This is a genomic window from Enterococcus faecalis (genome assembly GCF_029024925.1).
Classification (GTDB): domain Bacteria; phylum Bacillota; class Bacilli; order Lactobacillales; family Enterococcaceae; genus Enterococcus; species Enterococcus faecalis.
This window is the reverse complement of record NZ_CP118962.1, coordinates 2127101-2146376: the sequence shown is the minus strand read 5'-3', so window position 1 is coordinate 2146376 and position 19276 is coordinate 2127101. Positions and strand designations below refer to the sequence as shown.

17 protein-coding genes and 1 tRNA gene are annotated in these 19276 nt (G+C 36.9%); 15 read left to right on the top strand and 3 right to left on the bottom strand.

Annotated features, from left to right (window positions below; translation table 11 throughout):
- The first annotated feature begins 265 nt into the window (after window positions 1-265).
- The 8 genes from PYW42_RS10625 (at window position 266) to PYW42_RS10590 (ending at window position 8023) form a co-directional block, all read left to right on the top strand.
- Window positions 266-1783, top strand: coding sequence for a flavocytochrome c (locus PYW42_RS10625; RefSeq protein ID WP_002356617.1), 1518 nt, complete (start codon window positions 266-268; stop codon window positions 1781-1783).
- A gap of 226 nt (window positions 1784-2009) precedes the next feature.
- Entirely contained in the window at window positions 2010-2594 is a 585-nt protein-coding gene (locus PYW42_RS10620; RefSeq protein WP_002356618.1) for a thymidine kinase, read from the top strand.
- Window positions 2595-2605: 11 nt separating this feature from the next.
- Window positions 2606-3679, top strand: a complete 1074-nt coding sequence (prfA, locus tag PYW42_RS10615; protein WP_002356619.1) for a peptide chain release factor 1 — start codon at window positions 2606-2608, stop codon at window positions 3677-3679.
- On the top strand, window positions 3672-4505 hold the full coding sequence (prmC, locus tag PYW42_RS10610; protein ID WP_002400896.1) for a peptide chain release factor N(5)-glutamine methyltransferase: 834 nt from the start codon (window positions 3672-3674) through the stop codon (window positions 4503-4505). The genes prfA and prmC overlap by 8 nt, the downstream gene beginning before the upstream one ends.
- Before the next feature lie 43 nt (window positions 4506-4548).
- Complete coding sequence (locus PYW42_RS10605) at window positions 4549-5571, top strand: L-threonylcarbamoyladenylate synthase (RefSeq protein WP_002400894.1); 1023 nt, start codon at window positions 4549-4551, stop codon at window positions 5569-5571.
- Between the two features lie 75 nt (window positions 5572-5646).
- Window positions 5647-6885: a serine hydroxymethyltransferase gene (glyA, locus tag PYW42_RS10600; protein WP_002356623.1), complete on the top strand. Its 1239-nt coding sequence runs from the start codon at window positions 5647-5649 to the stop codon at window positions 6883-6885.
- Window positions 6886-7016: 131 nt separating this feature from the next.
- Window positions 7017-7646, top strand: coding sequence for a uracil phosphoribosyltransferase (gene upp, locus PYW42_RS10595; protein WP_002356624.1), 630 nt, complete (start codon window positions 7017-7019; stop codon window positions 7644-7646).
- Between the two features lie 104 nt (window positions 7647-7750).
- The gene (locus PYW42_RS10590) at window positions 7751-8023 is read left to right on the top strand and encodes a hypothetical protein (RefSeq protein ID WP_002381527.1); all 273 of its coding nucleotides are present in this window, start codon (window positions 7751-7753) and stop codon (window positions 8021-8023) included.
- Between the two features lie 73 nt (window positions 8024-8096).
- On the opposite strand, the gene PYW42_RS10585 is transcribed toward PYW42_RS10590, so the two are convergent.
- Window positions 8097-8333 carry a hypothetical protein gene (locus PYW42_RS10585; protein ID WP_002381528.1) on the bottom strand — a complete coding sequence of 79 codons (237 nt, stop codon included), beginning with the start codon at window positions 8331-8333 and terminating at the stop codon, window positions 8097-8099.
- A gap of 158 nt (window positions 8334-8491) precedes the next feature.
- Between PYW42_RS10585 and PYW42_RS10580 the strand changes: the two genes are divergently transcribed.
- A tRNA-Thr gene (locus PYW42_RS10580) sits at window positions 8492-8564 on the top strand.
- A gap of 51 nt (window positions 8565-8615) precedes the next feature.
- On the opposite strand, the gene PYW42_RS10575 is transcribed toward PYW42_RS10580, so the two are convergent.
- The gene (locus PYW42_RS10575) at window positions 8616-8942 is read right to left on the bottom strand and encodes an AzlD domain-containing protein (protein WP_002362235.1); all 327 of its coding nucleotides are present in this window, start codon (window positions 8940-8942) and stop codon (window positions 8616-8618) included.
- Window positions 8929-9636: an AzlC family ABC transporter permease gene (locus PYW42_RS10570; protein ID WP_002381529.1), complete on the bottom strand. Its 708-nt coding sequence runs from the start codon at window positions 9634-9636 to the stop codon at window positions 8929-8931. Before PYW42_RS10570 ends, PYW42_RS10575 begins: the two co-directional genes overlap by 14 nt.
- A 213-nt stretch (window positions 9637-9849) precedes the next feature.
- On the opposite strand from PYW42_RS10570, the gene PYW42_RS10565 reads away from it, so the two are divergent.
- The 6 genes from PYW42_RS10565 (at window position 9850) to PYW42_RS10540 (ending at window position 19256) form a co-directional block, all read left to right on the top strand.
- A complete protein-coding gene (locus PYW42_RS10565) occupies window positions 9850-10401 on the top strand; it encodes a helix-turn-helix domain-containing protein (protein WP_002411081.1) in 552 nt (183 codons plus the stop codon).
- A 112-nt stretch (window positions 10402-10513) separates the two neighbouring features.
- The gene (locus tag PYW42_RS10560) at window positions 10514-11845 is read left to right on the top strand and encodes a hypothetical protein (protein ID WP_002359673.1); all 1332 of its coding nucleotides are present in this window, start codon (window positions 10514-10516) and stop codon (window positions 11843-11845) included.
- A gap of 175 nt (window positions 11846-12020) precedes the next feature.
- Complete coding sequence (locus PYW42_RS10555) at window positions 12021-16109, top strand: bacterial Ig-like domain-containing protein (protein WP_002411082.1); 4089 nt, start codon at window positions 12021-12023, stop codon at window positions 16107-16109.
- Between the two features lie 198 nt (window positions 16110-16307).
- Window positions 16308-17009 (top strand): bacterial Ig-like domain-containing protein, encoded by a 702-nt coding sequence (locus PYW42_RS10550; RefSeq protein ID WP_002381532.1) that lies wholly within the window; start codon window positions 16308-16310, stop codon window positions 17007-17009.
- Window positions 17010-18446 carry a helix-turn-helix domain-containing protein gene (locus PYW42_RS10545; RefSeq protein WP_002411083.1) on the top strand — a complete coding sequence of 479 codons (1437 nt, stop codon included), beginning with the start codon at window positions 17010-17012 and terminating at the stop codon, window positions 18444-18446. It abuts the gene before it with no gap.
- A 366-nt stretch (window positions 18447-18812) separates the two neighbouring features.
- Entirely contained in the window at window positions 18813-19256 is a 444-nt protein-coding gene (locus tag PYW42_RS10540) for a hypothetical protein (protein WP_002381534.1), read from the top strand.
- Window positions 19257-19276 lie beyond the last annotated feature (20 nt).

Below are 19276 nucleotides of genomic sequence, written 5' to 3'. Positions count from 1 at the left end.
TTCGTTAGAAATAATTGGAAAACATCCACAAACAAGCGAGAACATGATATTTTATGAAAGAATAGAAAAATAGGTTGTTCCCCAAACAACTTATTGCTAATTGGTCAGTTTGTCTAACGATACAACTTTAAAAAGTAGTGGTAGCTTTTTTATTTCGGTTGATATGTGAATGTGTTCACTTTATGTAACAAACTGTTATTTTTATTCAAATGAAAAATAAGAAATTGTGTTGGTAGAAATCAATAGTTTATAAGGTGGGAAAACAATGAAAAAAGTGTTAATGGGAGTTCTTTCCCTAGGGTTATTATTAGGTGCAGCAACAGGTTGTACAAGCGATCAAGAAAAAGCCGCTGGTAAAACAAAAGCATCTTCTGAAAAAACAGAAGCAACATCTGGTGCCTCTGCTAATGGTTATACAGATCCAAGTGAACTAAAAGACAGTTATGATGTTGTTATTGTTGGCTCAGGTGGTGCGGGGATGACCGCTGCATTACAAGCCAAAGAAGCTGGCATGAATCCAGTTATTTTAGAAAAAATGCCTGTTGCAGGTGGGAATACAATTAAATCGTCTTCAGGAATGAATGCTTCACAAACAAAATTCCAAGAAAAAGAAGGCATTAAAGATAGCAACGATAAATTCTTTGAAGAAACACTAAAAGGCGGTAAAGGAACCAACGATCAAGAATTACTACGTTATTTTGTTGATCATTCAGCTGAAGCAATTGATTGGTTAGATACAAAAGGAATTACATTGAGCAATTTAACGATTACAGGTGGAATGAGCGAAAAACGCACACACCGACCTGCTGACGGATCAGCAATTGGGGGCTATCTAGTTGACGGTTTAGTACGTAACGTTCGCGAAGAAAAAATTCCATTGTTTGTTGATGCTGACGTCACAGACTTAGTTGAAGAAAACGGTCAAATCGATGGCGTAAAAGTGAAAATGAAAGATGATAAAGAAAAAACAGTTAAAGCAAAAGCAGTCGTTGTCACAACAGGTGGTTTCGGTGCCAACGAAAAATTAATTACACAATACAAACCAGAATTGAAAAACTATGTTACAACGAACCAAGAAGGAACAACAGGTGACGGTATCCAAATGATTCAAAAAGTTGGCGGTGCGTTAGTGGATATGAAAGAAATTCAAATTCACCCAACTGTTCAACAAAGCGATGCTTTCTTAATTGGTGAAGCAGTTCGTGGAGAAGGCGCAATCTTGGCTTCTCAAAAAGGAGAACGTTTTGTTAATGAGTTAGATACACGCGACAAAGTTTCCGCAGCAATCAATGCCTTACCAGAAAAATCAGCTTATTTAGTCTTTGACCAAGGCGTACGCGACCGTGCAAAAGCCATTGATTTCTATGATCAAAAAGGCTTCGTGGAAAAAGGTGAAACGATTGAAGAATTAGCTGAAAAAATTGGCATGCCTGCCGATACATTGAAAGCAACGATTGATACTTGGAACCAAGATGTTAATGCCAAAGATGACAAACAATTTGGCCGGACAACTGGAATGGAAGCTGACTTAAGCACAGCGCCTTACTACGCAATTAAAATTGCACCAGGGATTCACCACACAATGGGTGGCGTGAAAATCAACACGAAAACAGAAGTTTTACGTGAAGATGGCACACCAATTAAAGGTCTATATGCTGCTGGTGAATTAACAGGTGGCTTACATGGTCAAAACCGTATCGGAGGCAATGCCATCGCCGATATTATCATTTATGGTCGTCAAGCAGGTACGCAATCAGCAGAATTTGCCTCTGCTCAAAAATAACTAGCATTAAAAAGTCTGAAATTGTAGTCAAATAACTACAATTTCGGGCTTTTTTATTGCATACTAGCAGGATCATTAGTTGGAGTATAAACAGCCCTGCTAAAATGACTTTGGCGTAGATTCTGTTTTTTTCAGAAAAATGCACGACCATTTTAGCTAAAAATACTGCTTTTTTGCTGAAAATATAGTAAAATACGTAAGGAACTAACGGAAAGGTGTAGTGAACATGGCTCAATTATTTTTCAAGTATGGCGCAATGAACAGTGGTAAAACCATTGAAATCTTAAAAGTAGCACACAATTACGAAGAACAAGACAAACCAGTTGTTTTGATGACCAGTGGACTAGATACACGTGATGGTGTTGGGAAAGTATCCAGTCGCATCGGATTACGCAGAGATGCTATTCCAATTTTTGAAGAAACCAATGTCTTTGACTTGATTAATGATTTGTCTTACAAACCTTTTTGCGTATTAGTCGATGAATGTCAATTTTTAAACAAGCATCATGTCATTGAATTTGCACGAATTGTTGACGAATTAGATATTCCAGTAATGGCATTTGGGCTAAAGAATGATTTTAGAAATGAATTATTTGAAGGCTCAAAGTATTTACTTTTATATGCAGACAAATTAGAAGAATTAAAAACGATTTGCTGGTTCTGTCATAAAAAAGCAACTATGAACTTGCACTATATTGATGGCAAACCCGTTTATGAAGGGGATCAAGTCCAAATTGGTGGGAATGAAGCCTACTATCCTGTTTGTCGCAAACATTATTTTCATCCAAAAACAGTGAATGAAGAACAGTAAGGAGAGACACTATGTACGATCAATTACAATCTATTGAAGATCGCTATGAGGAATTGGGCGAATTATTAAGTGACCCAGCAGTCATTAGCGATACAAAACGTTTCATGGAATTATCGAAGGAAGAAGCTAATACACGTGAGACGGTTGAAGTTTATCGCCGATATAAACAAGTTGTTGAAGGGATTAGCGATGCCGAAGAACTTTTAAGTGAAAACTTAGATGCGGAAATGGCCGAAATGGCGAAAGAAGAACTTTCTGATTTGAAAAAAGAAAAAGAAGTGTTAGAAGACCGCATTAAAATTTTATTATTACCAAAAGACCCAAATGATGATAAAAATATCATCATGGAAATCCGTGGTGCAGCCGGTGGCGATGAAGCCGCACTTTTTGCTGGCGACTTATTTAATATGTACCAAAAATATGCAGAAGCACAAGGGTGGAAAGCGGAAGTTTTAGAAGCAAACGTCACTGGAATCGGTGGATATAAAGAAGTAATTATGATGATTTCAGGAGATAACGTCTTTTCAAAATTAAAATACGAAAGTGGTGCTCACCGCGTGCAACGAGTTCCTTCAACAGAATCACAAGGACGAATTCATACATCGACAGCAACCGTTGTAGTTATGCCGGAAGCGGAAGAAGTCGAAATCGAATTAGCTGATAAAGATATCCGTGTCGATATTTATCATGCAAGTGGCGCTGGTGGACAGCACGTCAATAAAACCGCTTCGGCTGTTCGTTTAACCCATTTACCAACAGGAATCGTAGTCGCAATGCAAGATGAACGTTCACAGCTAAAAAACCGTGAAAAAGCAATGAAAGTTTTGCGTGCTCGTGTGTATGACCAAATTCAACAAGAAGCACAAAGTGAATATGATGCTAACCGTAAATCGGCGGTGGGGACCGGAGATCGTTCAGAACGAATCAGAACGTATAACTTCCCACAAAATCGAGTAACGGATCATCGTATTGGTTTAACCATCCAAAAACTAGACCAGATTCTTGCTGGTAAATTAGACGAAATCATTGATGCATTAGTCTTATATGATCAAACATCGAAATTAGAAGAGATGCAAAATGGCTAAACGTTACTTTGAAGTCCTTAACTGGGCTTCTTCTTTTTTAGAGGCGCAAGGCAAAGAAGGCTATGCTATTCACTATGTTTTTTTAGAACGTAAAGGTTGGGATAAAACGCAGTGGCTCCTGCATATGCAAGAAGAAATGCCCAAAGAAGAAGAGAAACAATTAAAAACGGATTTAGCCCAATTATTGACAGATTACCCAGCACAATATTTACTAGGACAAGCTGAATTTTATGGACATTCCTTTATTGTTAATGAACATACTTTGATTCCTAGACCAGAAACAGAAGAATTAGTCGAGCGTTGCTTAAAAGCCAATCCAGATACTCCTTTGACGGTCGTGGATGTCGGAACAGGGACAGGTGCCATTGCGATTAGCTTGAAACTGGCACGGCCCAACTGGCGAGTTATTGCCATTGATCTTTCAGAGGAAGCGTTGACTGTCGCTAAAAAAAACGCGCAAGTATTAGGTGCTGACATCGAATTTTATCATGGGAATGGCTTACAGCCAGTTGCTTCTGAAAAAATTGATCTGCTTATTTCTAATCCGCCCTATATTAGTGAACAAGAATGGCATTTAATGGATGCAAGTGTCCGAACGTATGAACCTAAAACCGCTTTATTCGCTGAAAATAACGGTTTGGCCTTATACCAACAATTAATTCATGAAAGTCAAACGATGCTTAAAGCAGACGGTAAAATTTATTTTGAAATAGGGTTTCAACAAGGCGCGGCCCTCCAAGAATTATTGAGCGCCGCCTATCCACAAAAAACAATTAAAATTGAAAAAGATTTATCTGGCAACGATCGCCTCGCGATAGCCGAGTAACTAAGGTTCTTCGTCGCCACTTTTCTAGAAGGAGCGATTTGCAATGGAAACAAAAAAATTAACCAAACAAGAAATAGCCCAAGCAGCAGCAGCCATTCAAGCAGGCGAGCTAGTGGCTTTTCCAACAGAAACTGTTTATGGCTTAGGTGCCGATGCCTTAAATGAAGCGGCAGTAAAAAAAGTTTACCAAGTAAAAGGCCGCCCCAGTGATAATCCATTGATCGTTCATGTGAACAACGTTGAAATGGTCAAAAAATACGTAGCGACCTTACCAGAAGTCGCTACAAAATTGGTGTCTGCCTTTTGGCCGGGACCATTAACTTTAATTTTTAATGTGCCTAGCGATACATTTTCTAAAACAGTAACAGGTGGTTTAGAGACAGTCGCTTTTCGTATGCCAGATAACCAAGCGACCTTAGCTTTGATTGAACAAGCCAATGTTCCATTGGTCGGACCAAGTGCGAACACTTCTGGCAAGCCTAGTCCAACATCTGCAGAGCATGTTTATCATGATTTGCAGGGGAAAATTGCTGCCATATTAGATGATGGCCCAACGCAGATTGGGGTGGAGTCAACGGTCTTAGATTTAACGGCGGAAGATGGTGTGCCAGTTATTTTACGACCAGGAGCAATTACCAAAGAGCAGTTGGAAAGCATTATTCCCCAAGTGAAAATCGATACACATTTGATTAGTGAAACTGCAGCACCCAAAGCGCCAGGGATGAAATACAAACACTATTCTCCTGATGCGGAAGTTTGGATTATAAGCGGTCAAACAGCAGAATGGCAAGCGGCGATTCAGCAAGCAAAAGAACAACAGGAAAAAATCGGCTTATTTTTAAGTGATGAACAGGCAGCACAACTAGATACAGAAAATACGTTTGTTTATTCTTATGGTGCAGAAACGGTTGAAAATGCCACAAAAGAACTATTTGCAGGGTTAAGAGCGTTAGATGAGCAAGGAGCTACCACGATTTTTGCACAAGGATTTGCAGAAACTGGTTTAGGCACTGCTTACATGAATCGCTTGAAAAAATCAGCTAATCAAAAATTTTTTGAAAAATAAGAGGTATTTGTAACGAAGCTGACACAGAAGTATGATACAATCAGACAAAAGAAAACAAAATGGAGTGTTGTTTGAATGGATTACAAAACGTATGACCCAGATTTATGGAATGCAATTGCAAGAGAAGAAGAGCGCCAAGAAAATAACTTGGAACTAATCGCATCTGAGAATGTCGTGTCAAAAGCGGTGATGGCTGCCCAAGGAAGTATTTTAACGAATAAATACGCAGAAGGTTACCCTGGCAAACGGTACTATGGTGGTTGTGAATTTATCGATATCGTAGAAAATTTAGCTATCGATCGTGCCAAAGAATTATTTGGTGCAAAATTCGCGAATGTACAAGCCCATTCAGGTTCTCAAGCCAATACAGCGGCATACCTTTCATTGGTTGAACCAGGTGATACCATTTTGGGGATGGATTTATCAGCTGGTGGTCACTTAACACATGGTTCGCCCGTTAACTTTAGTGGAAAAACCTATAATTTTGTCAGTTATGGAGTGGATCCTTCAACAGAAGTAATCGATTACGATGTCGTGCGAATTTTAGCAAGAGAACATCGTCCAAAACTAATCGTTGCAGGCGCAAGTGCGTATTCACGAACGATTGACTTCAAACGTTTCCGTGAAATCGCTGATGAAGTAGATGCCAAGTTAATGGTTGATATGGCACATATTGCAGGCTTGGTAGCTTCAGGGTTGCACCCAAATCCAGTTCCGTATGCTGATATCGTAACAAGTACGACCCATAAAACATTGCGTGGTCCTCGTGGCGGTTTAATTTTGACAAATAGCGAAGAATTGGCGAAAAAAGTAAATAGTAGTATTTTCCCAGGCATTCAAGGTGGCCCATTGGAACATGTGATTGCCGGAAAAGCCGCAGCTTTTAAAGAAGCATTGGATCCAAGTTTTGCTGAATATAGTCAGCAAGTGATTGCAAATGCACAAGCGATGACGAAAGTTTTCAATCAAGCGCCAGAAGCTCGTTTAATTAGTGGGGCAACAGACAACCACTTATTACTGATTGAAGTGACAGGTTTTGGTTTAAATGGAAAAGAAGCAGAAGCTATTTTAGATAGTGTAAATATTACTGTCAATAAAAATTCAATTCCGTTTGAACAATTAAGTCCATTTAAAACAAGTGGTATTCGTATTGGAACGCCTGCGATTACTTCACGTGGTTTTAAAGAAGAAGATGCGGTAGAAGTTGCTAAATTAATCGTTCAAGTTTTAAAAGATCCAGAAAATACAGCAGTTCATGATGAAGTCAAAGCAGCTGTAGCAGCGCTAACTAAAAAATATCCATTATATAACTAACATCAGGGATAGCTGAAGCGCGATTCTCTGTACAAATAAGAGTCGGAGCTTAGGATTTAAGGAATTCAACTTGTGTCCTAGGCTCTTTTGTTTTACAATAAGAAAGAATAAAATAATGAAGGAGAATAGATATGGGAAAATTTCAAGTAATTGATCATCCGCTAATTCAACACAAACTAACAATGATTCGCGAAAAGAACTGTGGGACAAAGGTTTTCCGCGAAGTTGTCAACGAAATTGCTATGTTAATGGCTTATGAAGTATCACGGGATATGCCTTTAGAGGATGTTGTTATCGAAACACCGATGGGTAAATCAACACAAAAAACACTTTCAGGGAAAAAAGTAGCAATCATTCCTATTTTACGTGCCGGCATTGGCATGGTTGATGGGATTTTAGAATTAATTCCAGCAGCGAAAGTTGGACACGTTGGACTTTACCGTGATGAAGAAACATTGCAACCACATGAATACTTCGTGAAATTACCTGAAGACATTGCAAGTCGTCAATTATTTGTTGTTGACCCAATGCTAGCAACAGGTGGTTCCGCAATTATGGCCATCGATTCATTAAAAGAACGTGGTGCTAGCAACATTAAATTTGTATGTCTAGTGGCCGTTCCAGAAGGTGTGAAAGCTTTACAAGAAGCGCACCCAGATGTAGATATTTATACAGCAGCTTTAGATGAGCGCTTAAACGAAGACGGCTATATCGTTCCTGGTTTAGGGGATGCTGGTGACCGTTTATTTGGAACAAAATAATAACAAAAAACCGTTAGATAACCGATTATGGTTACTAACGGTTTTCTTTTGCTTGAAGAACTTTTCTAGGTGTATAATAAAAATAAAAAAACAAAGGAGGAGCTATGAAAAAGAATAAAAAAGTCTTACACGCTATCGCTGTGATTGCTAGTATGATGTCAGTTTTGATGTATGTTTCATATATTCCACAAATTTATGGAAATTTACATGGGGAAAAAGGCAATCCGACGCAACCATTAGTGGCAATGATTAATTGTATTTTTTGGACGATTCATGGGTTATATGGAGACGATGGAGAAACACGAGATAAGTCCATTATTTTTGCTAATGTGCCCGGAATTATTTTTGGGTTTTTTGCGTTTATTACAGCATTATAGTTTCCGACGAATTGGAAAGTATTCCAATTCTGTACATAAAAAAGAGCGGGGGAAATTTCCCACGCTTGAAGAATTAAATCTTTTTCAATTGTTTGTAATTAATAACAATTACACCATTGCTATGCACCATTAAGTGATTGTTTTTTTGCGTTTCGTCAATTTCGACGACAGCGGCATTTTTTAATTGTTTCGTAACAACGCCTGTTTGTGGCTGTCCGTGAACAAGAAAAGTAACATGGGTGTCAACGGCGAAATCCTTACCAGCATCCGATGGAACAACAGGAGTAACCATACCATTAAAATTTGACATACAAAAAACCATCCTTTCTTGATATCTCTATTATACCACATTTTCAGAAAAAAGTTTGTAAAGTCGCTATTTGGCTTATTTTAAAGAGATTTTGCATAAATAAATAACAAACAGACTTTACAAATAAAGTAGAAAGTCCTATAATAGATTTGTTTCAGGCCAGCTTAGCTCAGTTGGTAGAGCAACGCACTCGTAACGCGTAGGTCACAGGTTCGATCCCTGCAGCTGGCATCTAAAAAAACAGACAGGCACTACCAGATGGTAGTGCCTGTCTGTTTTTTTTTAGATAAAATTTTGGATTAGTGCAAATGAAGCAATGCCTACCAGTACAATAAGCAATAAGTTTTTAGTAAGTATTGCGGCTAAAATGGTAGGGAATGAAGCGAATAAATAAGGAAGATTGAGGCTTGGTAAATGCCCAATTCTTTGTTCAAATAAGCTACTAAACCATAAGGCGGACATAATCACAATGGGAACAAAACTTAGATATTCTAATAATTTCTGTGGCAGACTGATTTTTTTTAAAAGTAAAAATGGCAGTATTCTTGAAAGCCAGGTTGCAACGGTACAGCCTAAAATTGTTAAAAAGAGATACTCAGAAGAAGGCATGTTTTATCATCACTCCTATTCCACAACCGATTAACGTGACAACTAAGACAATTAAATTACTGGGAATAAAAATTAGACCAATAGACATCAAACCAAAAGTAATCAGGACCATGATGAGTTGTAAAGCGATTTTCATGGAACGATCACTAATTATCTGCAGATAGAGTAAACCAATGAACATAGCCACGACCGCAAACTCAAGACCTAATGCTTGAGGGTTTGCAATAAAGCGCCCTAGATAGGCACCGATGATCGTCGAAAAAACCCAAGTCGCATAGGAAATCAAATTGGCAGCATTAAACCACTCAAAACTTAAACGTCCTTTGGTGTGGTTTAATTTATTCATTCCTAGTGCAAAACTTTCATCCGTCAGTAAGGTTCCCAACCAGAGATTTTTACCGAGAGATTCGGCTTTAAAGTAAGGCGCAATGGTCATTCCCATAAGAATCATACGCGCATTTACTAAGAAAGTCGCTAACACAATAGATAAAATAGGGCTGCCACCAGTCAACATACTAACTGTTACAAACTGAGCAGATCCTGCAAAAATAAAAAACGACATCGCACTAACAATAAGAGGGGAAAAACCTGCTGCTTGTCCTACGATACCAAAAGCAATGCCAATACCAATATAGCCAAAAACCGTTGGCAAGGCTTCACGAATGCCAGTGGGTGCATCTAATTGGTGGTTCATTCTCTTTTTTTCCTTCTTTCTGTATAAAATTTAAACACGTGTGTCTGAAAATCTAGACCTTCGATAATGAGACACAACGAGCGAATGAGCGTTTTCATTATTAACCACTCCTTTTGAACAACTAAGATATATATTGTATAATACAATAAAGAATACTTTTGTTCAATATATTAAACTTTTAGATAATAAAAAGAAACAGAAGGAGCAACTATTTTGGAGATTAATACAATTATTGGCAATAATTTAAAAAAAATTAGACAAGAAAAAAAACTTACGTTAGATGAACTAGCTGGGGTAACCGGAGTGAGTAAAGGGATGCTTTCGCAGATTGAAAAAGGAACCACCAATCCTACCATAAATACAATTTGGAAAATAAGTAATGGACTCAATGTTCCATATACGTATTTATTAGAAGATGACTATGTTAAAGAAAATCCCGTGGTTAAAAAAACTGAGACGGTAACACAACATTCTGAAGATCACTCCTATCGAGTCTTTAATTACTACTCAGACAACCAGGAAAGAAACTTTGAACTCTTTCAGTTTGAATTAGATCCAGGGAAAAAGTATCAAGCTGTTGGGGATTCAAAACGTTCGACAGAATATGTCATGGTTATTCAAGGAGCATTAGCTATTGAAGTGGGCGGTCAGAGATACCTTCTTCCAAAAGACGCCGCTATGTATTTTGATGCTAATCAAGTACACACGTATATAAATGATGGAACAGAGAAAGTCCAAGCTGTTGTCATTAACTATTATACGTAACAGTGGAAAATAAACATTAGGAAATTACTACATCTGTTATTTTATGGACAAAAAAAGTAAACAATGCTACCCTAAAAATAATAGAAAATGAAAGATAAAAGAAGAGGTCAAAATGAATAAAAAAATTGAAAGTCTTGGTAATACAGCATTAAGTTTACTAAGTAATACGATTATTGTTGTGCCTTATTTACTTTACATTCAATTGAGTGATGGACACAACCTTCTAACAATTTTACCATTTGTCTTATTTTATACATTGCGTATGACAGGCATTTTTCTGGTTCGAGGAATTAATTTGTCTTTAACTAGTCTAGGTCTACTAAAGATTTCTCTATTGTTAGGCTTGGCAGGCTCCTTAATTGGGATCGCCGGCGCTTATTCTTTCCCGCTTTATAGTATTTCAGGAATGTTGTTAGGACTTAGTGGGGCATTGTTGCCACCAAGTAATCAATCAATTCGCTTTTTCTTAAAAGAAGAAGGTCAAAAAATAAGTCATAGCAATCTTTTAACGACAGTCTTATTGACCGCTGTTTTATTTGGCGCTTTATTTTTTAAAGCGACTGAGATTGGACTGGCGTTATTGGTGTACGCGCTCTATTTTCTGGTTGCTTTAGTAGCAATCAAGAGCTATCCTGTTTCATTAAACGAGCTAGAAGAAGAATCAGCAGAAGTTTCACGAAAAGAATTAATTCTGTTTGTTATCTTTTTTGTGTTATTACTTTTATTAAGAAGTGGTCGCTTATTAACGAATGCGGTGGAATTTGATTATGCGATTGTTGGCGCCTGCTGTTTCTTTGTGGTGGCTGTCCTTTTCGTTAGTCATTATGGCAAACGCGGTGCGTATAAAGTATCATTAGAAATGAATCTTGCGACCTTGATTAACGGGATTGTCGGGAACTATTTATTTTTATTTGGCTCCATTTATGTTGCAGGGGTTTATGGCAGAGCTCATATGGGCATCTATCTCTATTTACCTTATGTTTTAGGGATGATTTTTGCAATGATTGTAGCTAGTAAAACGAAACAATGGTCAAACAACATACCAATGGTTGGTCTGGCAGGAAGTTTGGGAATATTACTTCTTACCTCGTGGACTATTTTAGGCCTGTTTCTCTTGAGTTTTTTCAAAAGCACATTGAACAGCTTTTTAGCTAGGCGATATTATCAAGAGACAGATTTACCTAAAGATAGCCGCATCCTTATCAAATATACAACACAAACAAAAGGGAGTTTATTCCATCAATTTATTTTGATGGCGCTTATGTTAGTCACTGTAGTAGGCAAAGGTGGTACGACACAATTTTTATTAGAATTGACTGGCGGCAAAGGCATTTCAATGCAAACAAGTCAATTTTTAACTTTTATTAAAAATAGTAACTCGCTCTTAGTGTTATTGTTTATTGCAGTTTATTTCGTGGTCGTTTTTCGTCAAAAGAAACGATAATTTACAAATATTAATAAAAAAATACTTGGAAAAACAGTGATTGTGGCTGATTTTCCAAGTATTTTTTTATGAAAAGATGTTTTTTTTTTTTGAAGATTCAAAAAAAATTAATCAATTGTTTCATTTTTAACAAGCTATTATTAGGTTATATGAATTTTATTGAAAGGGGATTAGTATGAAGAAAAAAACTTTTTCTTTTGTGATGTTGAGTATACTTCTCGCACAAAATTTCGGGTTTGCCGTAAATGCCTATGCTGTAACAACGACAGAAGCACAAACAGAGACCACTGATACAGCAAAAAAAGAGGCAGAGTTATCGAACTCAACACCATCTTTACCTTTAGCAACAACGACTACTTCAGAAATGAATCAACCAACTGCAACAACTGAATCGCAAACCACAGAGGCGAGCACAACAGCTTCCAGTGATGCTGCTACACCATCTGAACAACAAACAACGGAGGGCAAGGACACCTCACTTAATGAAAAAGCCCTACCAGATGTTCAAGCGCCAATTACAGATGAACTACTTGACAGTATGAGTCTTGCGCCGATTGGTGGAACAGAATACAGCCAAACAGAGGTTCACCGCGAATTAAATACAACACCGGTAACCGCTACGTTCCAATTTGCTGTTGGAAACACGGGTTATGCACCTGGATCAGTTTATACAGTTCAATTACCAGAACATTTAGGTTATTCAACTGTCAGCGGAGAAGTGACAGGCATTGGCGCAACTTGGGCAGTCGATGCGGCAACCAAAACATTAAGTATTACGTTTAATCAGCGAGTTTCGGATACCTCCTTTAAAGTAGAACTAAAAAGTTATCTAACAACAGAGGCGGAACCATTAATCAAAATTGAAACTCCAGGAAAAAATAAAAAAACCTACTCGTTTGATTTATATGAACAAGTAGAACCAATTCAATATAACGAACGAACCAGAACGACAGGGTTAGATGGCGAAATTTTTTATAATTTAGACCGGACGTTAACTGGCAATCAAACATTAGAATTATTAACAACAGAGACGCCAGGCGCTGTCTTTGGAAAACAAGATAACTTGGAACCTCAAGTTTTCAGTTACGATGTCGACATTAATGGTCAAATTTTACCAGAAACGCAAACCCTGTTAACACCTGGCAAAGATTATACATTAAGCGATAATTCACTAGGGCGGATTGCTGTAACTGTTCCAAACATGAATCAACAAAAAGCCTATTCCTTATCGATTAATCGGACAATTTATTTAGAGAGTGCTTCGGACTATAACTACTTATATTCGCAGCAGTATCCAACAACAAAAATTGGGTCAATTTCTTTGAAAAGTACGACAGGAACTAAACAAACAACCGATTTTACTGCTAAGACGAGTCAAACAAGTAAAGTAATTGCTGATCGTGAAATGCGTAGTATGTCCTATATCAGTTTTCAAAGCAAAGGGAAATATTATGTAACAATTTATGGCACGTTAACAGAAACAAAAGTGGGTCAACAAATCGTATTAGAGAGTACAAACGGTCAAGAAATTAAGAATCCTAAATTTACGGCGTATGGACCTTTATATGAAAATGTAAAATTGGAAGACTATTTTGATATTAAAACTGAAGGTGGCAGGCTCATCTTAACGGCCACAAAAGATAGCTATTTAAGAATAAATATTTCTGATTTAACAATGGATTTTGACAAGAAGGACATTAATCTATCATTAAGTACACCTGTAATTGGTCCCAATAAAGCCATTCAATTAGTATCCGATCAATATATTGAACCCATTAGTGTTGTTAATCCTTTGAATGCTGAAACTGCTTGGGGTAATTATGATCAAAATGGTGCCTATTCATCAAGAACAACTGTCTCAGTTATGGGAAGCAAAGAGACACCGATTCAAAATTTAGAAATTAAAGTAAAGCATCCTAATTATCTTTCATTGCGAGCTACAAAAGAAATTTATTTTTATTACAAGTTAGGAACGGATTATACAGTAACGCCAACGTCAGATGGTTCAGTTATTAAGTTCACTACGCCAATAACCAACGAAATCCAAATTCCAATTGGTTTTAATTATGTGCCAGATAGTTTGCCAAAAGATAAAAGTATCCCAGTCGATACGATACCGATAACAATGAGTGCTGAAGGTTTAACTCCAGTTGATACGACAGTAACTACTAATAGTAAGCGTGGTTCTGAACGAACACTTCAAAGTAGTAAAAATCAATTCCTTGTCAATGCACGAAATGATTCTTTTGACTCACTAAGCGTCCGTACAAAAATTCCAGCTGGCGCCGATGTTCTTTTTGACATTTATGATGTTTCAAACGATCAGGTAGATTCAATTTATCCACAATACTGGGATCGTGGCTATTATTTTGATAAACCAATGTCACCAGACAGTCCTGGATACCCAACGATTACTTTTGACGAAAATACCAATAGTTACACGTTTGATTTTGGAAAAACCAACAAACGTTACATTATTGAGTATAAAAACGCCAATGGCTGGATCGACGTGCCAACTCTTTATATAACAGGGACAGCTAAAGAACCACAATCGAATAATAATGAAGGGTCTGCTTCGGTTTCTGTTCAAAATGAAGCGTTAGACATTTTGAGTGCAACACAAGCGGCGAATCCAACATTAAAAAATGTAACAAAAACAACAGTAACAACAAAAAATATTGATAATAAAACACATCGTGTGAAAAATCCAACGATTGAATTAACACCAAAAGGCACAACCAATGCTCAAATCGATTTGAATTCTATTACCGTGAAAGGCGTGCCAGAAGATGCTTATTCATTAGAGAAGACTACAAACGGTGCGAAAATTATTTTTAAAGACTATACATTGACAGAAAACATTACGATTGAATACAATACTGTCTCTGCAAACGCTGGCCAAATCTATACAGAAACAACAATCGACTCTGAAATATTGGACCAGATGTCTGCTAGCAAGAAAAAAGTCACCACTGCGCCAATCACATTGAAATTCTCAGAAGGTGATGCGGAAGGCATTGTTTATTTAGCAACTGCCACATTCTATACGCATAACATAGAGGATGAAAACCAAGCAATTGCGAAGGTTTCTTTTGAACTAATTGATAATGTCACGCATACAGCAACCGAATTTACAACAGATGAAAAAGGTCAATACTCCTTTGATGCCATCATGACAGGTGATTATACTTTGCGAGTAACGAATGTACCGCAGGAATATTCCGTGGATGAAGAGTATTTGACAGGAAAAGCCATTAAGCTGGTCAAAGGAGACAATCAACTAAAAATTCCATTAACTAAAACAATTGATCACAGTCGTTTACAAGTCAAAGATACAACGATTTATGTCGGCGATTCATGGAAACCAGAAGAGAACTTTGTTTCAGCAACAGATAAAACAGGTCAAGATGTTCCCTTCGAAAAAATCACTGTTTCAGGTCAAGTTGATACTAGCAAAGCAGGCGTTTATCCAATCGTATACAGTTACGAAGGTAAAGAAGAAACAGCTAATGTGACCGTCAAAGCCGACCAGTCTAAGTTAGAGGTCAAAGATTCAACGATTTATGTCGGTGATTCATGGGAAGCAGAAGAGAACTTTGTTTCAGCAACAGATAAAACAGGTCAAGATGTCCCATTCGAAAAAATCACTGTTTCAGGTCAAGTTGATACTAGCAAAGCAGGCGTTTATCCAATCGTATACAGTTACGAAGGTAAAGAAGAAACAGCCCATGTGACCGTCAAACCCGACCAATCTAAGTTAGAGGTTAAAGATACAACGATTTATGTTGGTGATTCGTGGAAACCTGAAGATAATTTCGTTTCAGCAACAGATCGTGACGGTCATGCTATATCCTTTGATAAGGTTCAAGTAAAAGGGGAAGTTGATACAAAGAAAACAGGAGAGTACCAGATTTCCTATACCACTGAGCCAGTTAATGAAACCAAACCAGCTGTGCAGTCACGACTTTTCGCAATGTTTTCAAACGAAACACCTCGTCAATTGACGACAGTAGCAACTGTTCATGTGATTGATCGTAATCCTACACCACTACCAGATAAAAATGAGAACAACCAGACTAGTTCCTCAACGAATCAAACCACGATAAAACGTAGTCAGTATGTCACACACATTGTGAAACCTGACAAGCAAGGACGTTATCCCAAAACGGGAGAACAAACTAATGGTCTATATCGTGTGCTAGGACTTGTTGTATTACTTATTGTGATTATTAGTGGTATAGTCATCAAGAAGAAACGAAAATAATTAAATGAGCGTGGGGCAAAAGTTTAAAGTAACTTTTGTTCCACGCTTAAAAGATGAATAAGTGCATGAATGAGGGTAGCTGTTTCCTTGGAAAATAGGAAGTTTTACAAGTGACTTTTATTTTAAGAACACCTATTAGCAGGTTTTTCTGTTAAGATAGTTATTTTTATGAAATAGTTTGGAGGAATAATAAACGAGATGAACCAGCGAACTATTTATTATGGTAGTATCGGCACAGCCTTATTTCTTTCTTCAGGAATGTTGATTGCTTCAGTGAATAGCTATGCAAACGAAGCGACAACACCAGGCAAATACACCGTGACTTATGAAGTGGATGGCAAAATTGAAACAGCAACCATTACGGTCAAAGAAAATCAAACGGAACTTAAATTAAAAGACACGTTTTTAGGAGTTAATCAAGCATGGTCACCATTAGACAATGTCGTTTTTCTAAAAGATAAAGAGGGACGCCCTTTAAACTTAGAAAATGTAATTATAGAAAATAATGTAAATACTCAAAAAGTAGGCCTTTATTTTGTAACCTTCCGTTACGAGTCATACCTTTCTATTGCGAAGGTGTATGTCAACCCTACTAATTTTGCTGCAGAGGGGAATATGCTTGCAGAACTTCCTTATAGTCAAGCAATGATTGGGCCAGAAAGACCAATTATTGCCTCGAGACAGGACAAGGAGCAACAAACAAAACAGGAGAAAAAGAAAAATAAAATTGAACAGGAACGAGTAAATAAAAAGGTGCTGTTAAATGATGAGTTGTTGAAAAAAATAGATACGATAGCCCCAGTGGAAATTACTGGAGGAGCGGCAAGTGGGGCCTCTCAATTTGGCACCACTTTAAGCTTCCTGTCAGGCTCACTTTTGTATGGAACAAGGAGAGTTTAAATGGAATTCTTGTTATTAGATGATCGGGAAAATTTAAAATTAGCGATTATTAGAAAGTTAGAGCAACAATATTCATTTTCTGAACGAAAAGATCGTTTATGTAAGCAATTAGCTATTTCTCCTTATTTGCTAGAACGGAACATAACAGAAATCAATGCAGATTTGCAACGCTTTGGTCTGATTAATGAGATGGAAATCAGTGAAAAAAATAATGAAATTTTGTTATCTCAAAGCCTTCGTATTTCTTCAAGTATTATTGAAGAATATTATTTAAAAGACTCGTTAGAATTTAATCTATTAAAAACGATTTTCTTTCATCAGTTTACCTCAATCAAAAAATATGGTGAAAAGCACGGGATGAGTCGAACGGTTGTATACAAAATTGTTGACCATATCCGGAAAGAATTAGGTCAATATGGTATCAAGTTATCCAAAAATTTACAACTTAGCGGCAATGAAATGGCGATTAGACAATATTTTACTATGCTCTATTACCGAATTTACAAAGATTCTGAAGAAGTATATAATCAAACAGATCTTCGCGCAGTGAACCAATTATTGGCTCAATTGAAAGGCTCTTATGAAAATATCACTAATTTTCATTTATTTAAACATTATGTATTGGTGGCGTTAGAGCGAACGCAGAGAAAAGCTAATTATTTTTTATCCCAAGAAGAAAATCCATTCGTTTTTGACGAAGAAAGTTCGATTTATCAAGAAATTCAATGTTGGATCAACGAAGTGATGAAGGCGACTCGTGCAGAGAAAAACGCAGAAATTCAAGGAATTATCGGCAATTTATCGGTCTATCAAAGTGAACTTATTTCGGAACATTTGCTGAGTTCTCACAATGAGGCAATTACGGCTACGAAAACATTATTCTTTTCTTATATGCCGTTTACAATTTCGGACGAAGAATTTTATCAAGAAATTGTTCCGATTATTTATCAACATCGTTTTATTACGCCGTTTATCGATATCACCTTACGAATTATGGATTTAGAATTTTTTCAGGAACGCTACCCAATTGTTTTTGATAGCTGTCGTCAGTTTTTATTTGCGTTGGATTGTTCGGCGTTTGAGTTTAGTAAGCTTTCTTTATTTTTTGATTTGCTATTAGTGTTATCCCGTCTTTATGATCAAAGGAATGAAAAAAGCACGATCAATCTTTATGTGAATTTTACGCAAGGAGAAAAATATACTCAGTTTATCAAAGAACAAATCAAAATATTCGAATCTTTCAGCATTCACTTTCATTCAGCGATTCGACCAGATACTGATTTAGTAGTTTCGGATTATTTACCAAAAACGTTATTTTCAGTAAAATGTTTAATTTGGCTAGCGCCCCCGCGAGCCAGTGACTGGCAAAATTTTGGCAACGAAATTGTCCGAATTAATAAAGAGCTACAACAAACAAAACAAAGAAAAAGCGAATAATAGACGAGGGCGGGACAGAATTGTTTAGCTTCGAGGACCAAGTTGTACGCTGATTTTATCTGTTCGTATTTTACAGAGAAATATCGAAGCGTGTAGTGTTGATGCTATTCCCGCCGTTTATCAGGTTTTGAGTGTGGAACAAAAATCCAAAGGGATTTTTGTTCCACACTCGTTTTTTACGAGTAAGAATTGAGAATCAAAAAAAATATAGATATAATTAAAAATAGATGAGTTTTATTTTTGGTAATTCTCATTTAAAAAAGAAAAAGGAGTGTATTTTTATGAAAAAATTTTTAAAAATTAGTCTCGTCTCAGTCATATTATTGTTGATTCTAACTAGTTGTGTCATTGTGAGGATGTGAGAAAATGAAAAAAAATATCTGGTTATCTGTACTGGCATTATTAATTTTGACTGGTTGTAAAATTAACATTAATAGTCCACAATCTGCCAGAGATGATAATTACGGTGAGACAACCCAGGCAAGTACTAGTATTAATGAAGTAGATGATAAGCTAGCTGGAACAATGTTTTCAAAAAAAGGAAGTGGTGATGATGTATTTACAAACTTAGCTTTTAAAAAGGGGCCAGTTATAGCAAACATTACTTTCAAAGGAACGGAAAAAATAGTTGTTCGGATCGTGGACAGTGATGGACAAGAAATTGCAAAGTTAATTGATACACAAGGAAACTACATTGGAAAAACAATGGCTCAAATTCCTAAAGACGCAGATACGTATATTTTAGAAATTAAAGCAGAAGGAAGTTGGTCCATTCAATTTTCAGAAGCAAATACGAAAGCCAATCAATAGCTATTTTAGAAAGAAAGCAG

Coding starts and splice junctions, on each gene's coding strand:
- PYW42_RS10575 (WP_002362235.1), bottom strand. CDS start 8,942: ATGCCTTCTTCTGAGTATCTCTTTTTAACAATTTTAGGCTGTACCGTT.
- PYW42_RS10625 (WP_002356617.1), top strand. CDS start 266: ATGAAAAAAGTGTTAATGGGAGTTCTTTCCCTAGGGTTATTATTAGGT.
- PYW42_RS10555 (WP_002411082.1), top strand. CDS start 12,021: ATGAAGAAAAAAACTTTTTCTTTTGTGATGTTGAGTATACTTCTCGCA.
- PYW42_RS10560 (WP_002359673.1), top strand. CDS start 10,514: ATGAATAAAAAAATTGAAAGTCTTGGTAATACAGCATTAAGTTTACTA.
- PYW42_RS10570 (WP_002381529.1), bottom strand. CDS start 9,636: ATGAACCACCAATTAGATGCACCCACTGGCATTCGTGAAGCCTTGCCA.
- PYW42_RS10585 (WP_002381528.1), bottom strand. CDS start 8,333: ATGTCAAATTTTAATGGTATGGTTACTCCTGTTGTTCCATCGGATGCT.
- glyA (WP_002356623.1), top strand. CDS start 5,647: ATGGATTACAAAACGTATGACCCAGATTTATGGAATGCAATTGCAAGA.
- PYW42_RS10550 (WP_002381532.1), top strand. CDS start 16,308: ATGAACCAGCGAACTATTTATTATGGTAGTATCGGCACAGCCTTATTT.
- PYW42_RS10540 (WP_002381534.1), top strand. CDS start 18,813: ATGAAAAAAAATATCTGGTTATCTGTACTGGCATTATTAATTTTGACT.
- upp (WP_002356624.1), top strand. CDS start 7,017: ATGGGAAAATTTCAAGTAATTGATCATCCGCTAATTCAACACAAACTA.
- prmC (WP_002400896.1), top strand. CDS start 3,672: ATGGCTAAACGTTACTTTGAAGTCCTTAACTGGGCTTCTTCTTTTTTA.
- PYW42_RS10590 (WP_002381527.1), top strand. CDS start 7,751: ATGAAAAAGAATAAAAAAGTCTTACACGCTATCGCTGTGATTGCTAGT.
- PYW42_RS10545 (WP_002411083.1), top strand. CDS start 17,010: ATGGAATTCTTGTTATTAGATGATCGGGAAAATTTAAAATTAGCGATT.
- PYW42_RS10605 (WP_002400894.1), top strand. CDS start 4,549: ATGGAAACAAAAAAATTAACCAAACAAGAAATAGCCCAAGCAGCAGCA.
- PYW42_RS10620 (WP_002356618.1), top strand. CDS start 2,010: ATGGCTCAATTATTTTTCAAGTATGGCGCAATGAACAGTGGTAAAACC.
- prfA (WP_002356619.1), top strand. CDS start 2,606: ATGTACGATCAATTACAATCTATTGAAGATCGCTATGAGGAATTGGGC.